This is a genomic window from uncultured Legionella sp. (assembly GCF_937871865.1).
Taxonomy (GTDB): Bacteria; Pseudomonadota; Gammaproteobacteria; order Legionellales; family Legionellaceae; genus Legionella.
The window spans coordinates 1-5,386 of the sequence record NZ_CALMPD010000028.1; the positions used below are offsets into that span (position 1 = coordinate 1).

A 5,386-nucleotide genomic window follows, 5' to 3' on the forward strand; every position below is an offset into this window, starting at 1 on the left:
AAATACTAGAAAAACATCCTGATGAGCATCCATTTTAAAAGCGAGCGGTAAACGAAATTTTAATTCGCTGCAAAGAAGTCGTTGTTGCGAACGAAGTGAAATAATATAGTCCCGGTTTTTAGCGAAGCATCACTCTGGATTCCTTCGCTAACGCTCACAACAACAGGTTTGTATGCGATAAACAAATTTCTCTCCCCTGGTTGTACTATCCATGTATATACGTGTAAAGTTGTTAAAAAAAACTACAAAATGATATTAATTCAGGTATAATACCCAACAAATGCCGCTAAAAAAGACAGTTGGGGACATTAAGTGACAAAATTATTCACATATGATCAAATGCACAAGATCACTCAGGCCGTTTCTATTTATACAAAAAGGAACAACTCAAATGGTGAGGTTACAGTTAGTGTTGGAGAAGGTTTATTAATAGTTATAAATGCTTGTAAAACAGCAAAACTCGATCAGAGTATTATTGAACAATTAAAAACGCTATATCTTGAGGGAATAAAGTCAGCGACTGAAAATGATTTTATCACTGATATAAAAGAGCTCTTGGCTGATCATAAACAGATAAAAGTAAGCAAAAATCCTGAAATTATTAACGCGGATCCAACCAGACGGTATTTTGAAACTCATCTAGCCAACCACTTACTTCGCGCAAATGCAGAGGAATTGGATACTGATAACTTACGGATTTTCAATATAAATTTAAAGCATAATCTATGGAGAGCACTTGCTCAAAAGCCTGACGATAAAATTAAACTAAATTTCATCTTAAAAGGCGTTATGGCTCCTTCTCTCAATAAATATCAACTTGAATATGCAGAACTCATAAAAAAACTAAGCAGTCATAATTTTCATGGTTTAACCGCAAAAGCTTGTGATAATTTAGCTGAAATTGCAAAAATGACCATTATCGCTACGATGAACACCGAGCATGATAAGTCCATGCCAGCAGATATCTATTCAGACAGTGTTTTTACCATGGGAATGGATGGCCGAGGTCGGATGATAAAAAAAACGAATGAAGCAGTACTTACCGGCTTTAAAGGTCTCATGCAATCGATAACTCCAGTACCAGTAGGTGATCTCGCCAGAGATAATGATACTGAACAATTTCAAACACCGCTTTACGAACAAGAAATTGATGAGCACGACAGACTGGTTCGTGATAAAAATAAAAATATAAATCTCATTCCAGTTACTACAATAAACGAAGACGGCATGGGTGAAACTCAGAAAATACCCGTCCATGTTACTCGAGAGCGGATGCGTGCATCACCGTTTCAACGCTCTGCGGACCAAGCAAAATTCATGATGGAAAGTCAATGGTGCCAACATTTATTCAGCCGTCAGACTCAAATTTATTCCAATGGAATTTCAAGTACAACTTTAGCTACCCTTCGTAATATCCTGATGCAAAAACGAGAAGGCAACCCCTTTCATGAACATTATTTTGAGAAACTCATGGCTTCGTTTGCTGCCCTGATGCTCTACAACAGTGGAGGACATTCGCTATTTGAAATTTTTGAAGTGTTCAAGCTGCCCCAACTGTCCGAAATAATGGAAGAATCGGGTTATTCTCAAATAGTTCGGCGTGATGAATTAATGCAGCAATGGCTTATCAAAGATAACCCAGAACAATTTAATAAAGCCATTGATGAAACGTTACTCTATATGGAACAACTTATTAATCGCCGAATATTAAATGCTCAATTGAAGAGTTGGGCAATAAGTGATGGTACATTAAAATCAGTAAAGACAGAAATGGAACACGATGTTCGAGCACAACTTGTCATAGAAAATGCCTCTGTTGAAAAAACCAAGAAATTATCACTACATAAAGCCATATTAACATTAGAAAGCGAAGAGTTCTTACAACGATTAAATGCGACAAAGAAAGTAAATCTGAATGTTAGAAATGCAAGCGCTTACACGCCACTAATGGTTGCTGCACAAATTGGTAAGCTTGAGCATGTAAAAGCTTTGGTAAAAAAAGGAGCTAATCGATTAGCAGTACAAAATCAGAATATGCGTGCCCTGGATGTGGCAATAAAAGCAGAACAATATGCAGTTGTCTGTTACTTGCTGAGTATAACGCCTCAAATAAGACATAAAGATTTTTTTATAGATAATCTAAAGGAAAAACATCCAGCGTTATATTATGCCTGTCGCCAAACAGATATGAGAATACTTCAAAAAGTAATTCAACATGATAAGACTATTTCAATACGAAGCGTGATATTAGCCATCCAAGAAACTGTAAAATTTGAAAATATTGAGGCAGCTCTAACGGTTATTGGCTCATTAACTCCCCAAAAACTCAATATGCTATCAACAGCAGAACGGCAGAAGATATTGAATATGGCAGCGCAAAGAGGAAATATAGCTTTGCTGGGCAATCTGCTAGAAAGTAAAATTGCTCCTTTACAGGCCAAAATAGATTATGAGTCAATGATCATTAGAGCAAGTCAACGAGGATATGTACCTATAGTTCGATTATTGCTCTGCGAAGCATTCCAAATGGAAACTCTTCCTCAAGAACATTTACTTAATAATCTGCTGAAATCAGCATTAACACACCAACAATATGATTTGGCTGTTCTTTTTATAATTTATGGGGCACGGATTGATACTATTGGAATCACAGATCCAAATTTGGAAGGCTTTACTGAATACCTTCGAACAACTCCACCCGAGCATTTTAATGCATTTTTCTCTAACCGTGATAGAGACATGATCGATCAACGAGCGCATGTTCTAAAAGAAAAGTACAAAGATAGAACAACGGGAGTATGGCGCTCATTCCTTGATTATTTAGTTATGTTTTTACATCAGCTCCCTCTTGTGAATTTGGAAGGGTACTATCAAAAAACAGAAGTGCTCGCCCGCCTAAGTTTTCAGGTAATAACCAATGAACAACCTAAAAACGATTATGAAATTGGATACGGTGAACCACCCAAATCAGATTCACCAGATTTAATTACTGAATTGGATAGAAACAGAGAATCACTGGAGAAGGCACTTGAAATCATTAATAATTTCAAAGTGAATTACAATAAGTTGAATGACTCCCAAGAAGTAGATGCATCTCGTTTAGCACAAATAATAAAATTTGAAACGCTCATTAAACAAATAAGCCCTTCGTTAAATAAATTAAATCCTTTAGAACTATCTGATTCACATCCTCAAATTGATGATGCGATTACTAAAAAAATGAACCAACTGAATCAATTTGCTAAAAGACGGAAGCTGGAACTGTTTGACACATCGACTCCCTCTACACAAGAAGATGCATTGCGTTATCGCCTGAACAAAAATGATATGGACCTGCTCATCGCGTATAAAAAGGAAAAACATGAACTAAATTGCCATGTAGTCGATGGCGATCATCCTTGTTCAATAACCAATTTCTTAGAAAACATTTTGAAAAATGGACAGCCCCGGACACAACTAGTCTATAAAATAAAAGGAACAGAGCATTGGTCAGTGCTAGATATTCAACGAAAAGAGAATGGCACGCTAAGCATATTCTTCCTCGACTCTATTGGCCATGTTACCAATTTGCCTCCAGTTGTTGCGTTCTGTACGCAACATCAAGTTGAATTAACCAAGGCAATGGGAGGCCTACAGAAAGACAATTCAAGTTGTAGTATTTTTAGTATTGATCATGCTTTTCAAATGTCTCGCATAACCGATTTACATAACCAATTAAGTACCTTAAGAAAACCATCTCCCAATTTTAAAAATACATTTGAAGTTAATCCAATGGACTTACCTCCTGAGCTGGTAAAAAATGCCCAATCGTCCAGTTATATTAAAGCCTATCTGGAAAAGCATCCTGGGCACAGTACGACAAAGATTAACAAAAAAAATCAAACACTGTTTGCATATGCAGAATCTCATAATGTTTTGCTCGACGAGCAAAAAACATATAGGGCTATTAATTACAAACAAGTACAATACAGAAAAAAAATTAATAAAATCAAAGGCTATGAGGAAAATCCGCAACACCAACGCGCTATCATAGAGAGTGCACAACGAGTTTTAGCTTTAGCAACCCGTGAAATTCAAAATATAAAAATCGACACTCAATCGACGACGCTAACTGGTGTGACTTTTTATTACCAAACATTATTACAGCAAATTGAAGAAATTCGAACCTCCAGAGCAGTAAGAGACGCACAAACTATTTTAAATTTGCGACAAACTCCTGTTGCTCTGGCGAAAATAATCAGAATAAAACAGAATGAATTACTCCATGCTGTGTACGATAAAATGACCAAACAAGAACCAAGCAAGGGCTTAGACAGCTCAGTCATAAAATCAGCAGAAGCCCAGGCATTACTCAATCGTTGCCAAACACTTATTACAATGAATTTTAATAAATATTTAACGTTATTTAAACGTAAAACTCAATTACTGGATGAGTCGACACCGGATAAAACTGATGTCACGTTACTAAAAACCAAAGAATTGTGTGCTAGCCTAGGTCAACTAAAACGAGATTTTCTGTTAGAGCAACTAAGCAGCCCCATCAAACCATTAAAAACAAATTTCATACAACAGTTGCGAACCATTCTTCAAAAAGCCCAGCTTTCATTGAGCGAATACAAGGAATGGGATGATGTGATAAAAAAATGTCTCCACTCCACTAAAGCAGCAACTACATTGGTGGAGCAATCATTATTTGCAAAACCCAAAGATGCAGTAATTAATCCCGTAGATTCAGAAAGCAGCGCCAAACGAATGTCACAATGATTTAGGCGGATCTCGGATCTCCGGATCTCCCCCTGATTTAGACTGTCTCTTGATCATATAGAACCAAGAGACAGTTACATGTTAACCGTTTTTTTGGTTTTATCCGCATGTTGAGCTCTAACTCCCTATAAATTCGATAAACCCGCTTATGATTCCAAACAAATCCTTTCACATTACGTAGATAAAGAAAACATAGACCAAAGCCCCAATTACGCCGATTTTGTGTCACACGAATCAACCAATCCGCGATTAACGCATTCTCATCATTTAATTTAGCTTGATATCGATAGCACGTTTCACTGAGGCCAAACAAGTCACACGACAGTCGAATAGAAATATCCCTTTGGGTCACCGCCATCTTCGCCAACTCTCTTCGGCGAGACGATGTTACCACTTTTTTTCAATGGCCTCTTTCAGAATTTCTGCTTTTAAACGCTCTTCTGCGTACATCTTTTAAGACGGCTATTTTCCGCTTCCAGTTCCTTTAAACGGGACATCATCGAAGCATCCATACCACCATATTTTGCGCGCCATTTATAAAATGTTGCGGCACTAATGGTATGTTCTCGACATATAGCCAACACACGATAAATTGATTATTAGCAATGGCTCTGAAAAAGCT

At 37.1% G+C, this 5,386-nt stretch carries 1 protein-coding gene and 1 pseudogene; one reads left to right on the plus strand and one right to left on the minus strand.

What is annotated here, in order from left to right:
* The first annotated feature begins 312 nt into the window (after positions 1 to 312).
* The gene (locus Q0495_RS01750) at positions 313 to 4,764 is read left to right on the plus strand and encodes an ankyrin repeat domain-containing protein (RefSeq protein ID WP_298622418.1); all 4,452 of its coding nucleotides are present in this window, start codon (positions 313 to 315) and stop codon (positions 4,762 to 4,764) included.
* Between the two features lie 82 nt (positions 4,765 to 4,846).
* Here the strand turns inward: Q0495_RS01750 and Q0495_RS01755 are convergent.
* Positions 4,847 to 5,339 (minus strand): annotated as a pseudogene (locus Q0495_RS01755) (transposase); the annotation flags it as partial.
* Positions 5,340 to 5,386: the final 47 nt, after the last annotated feature.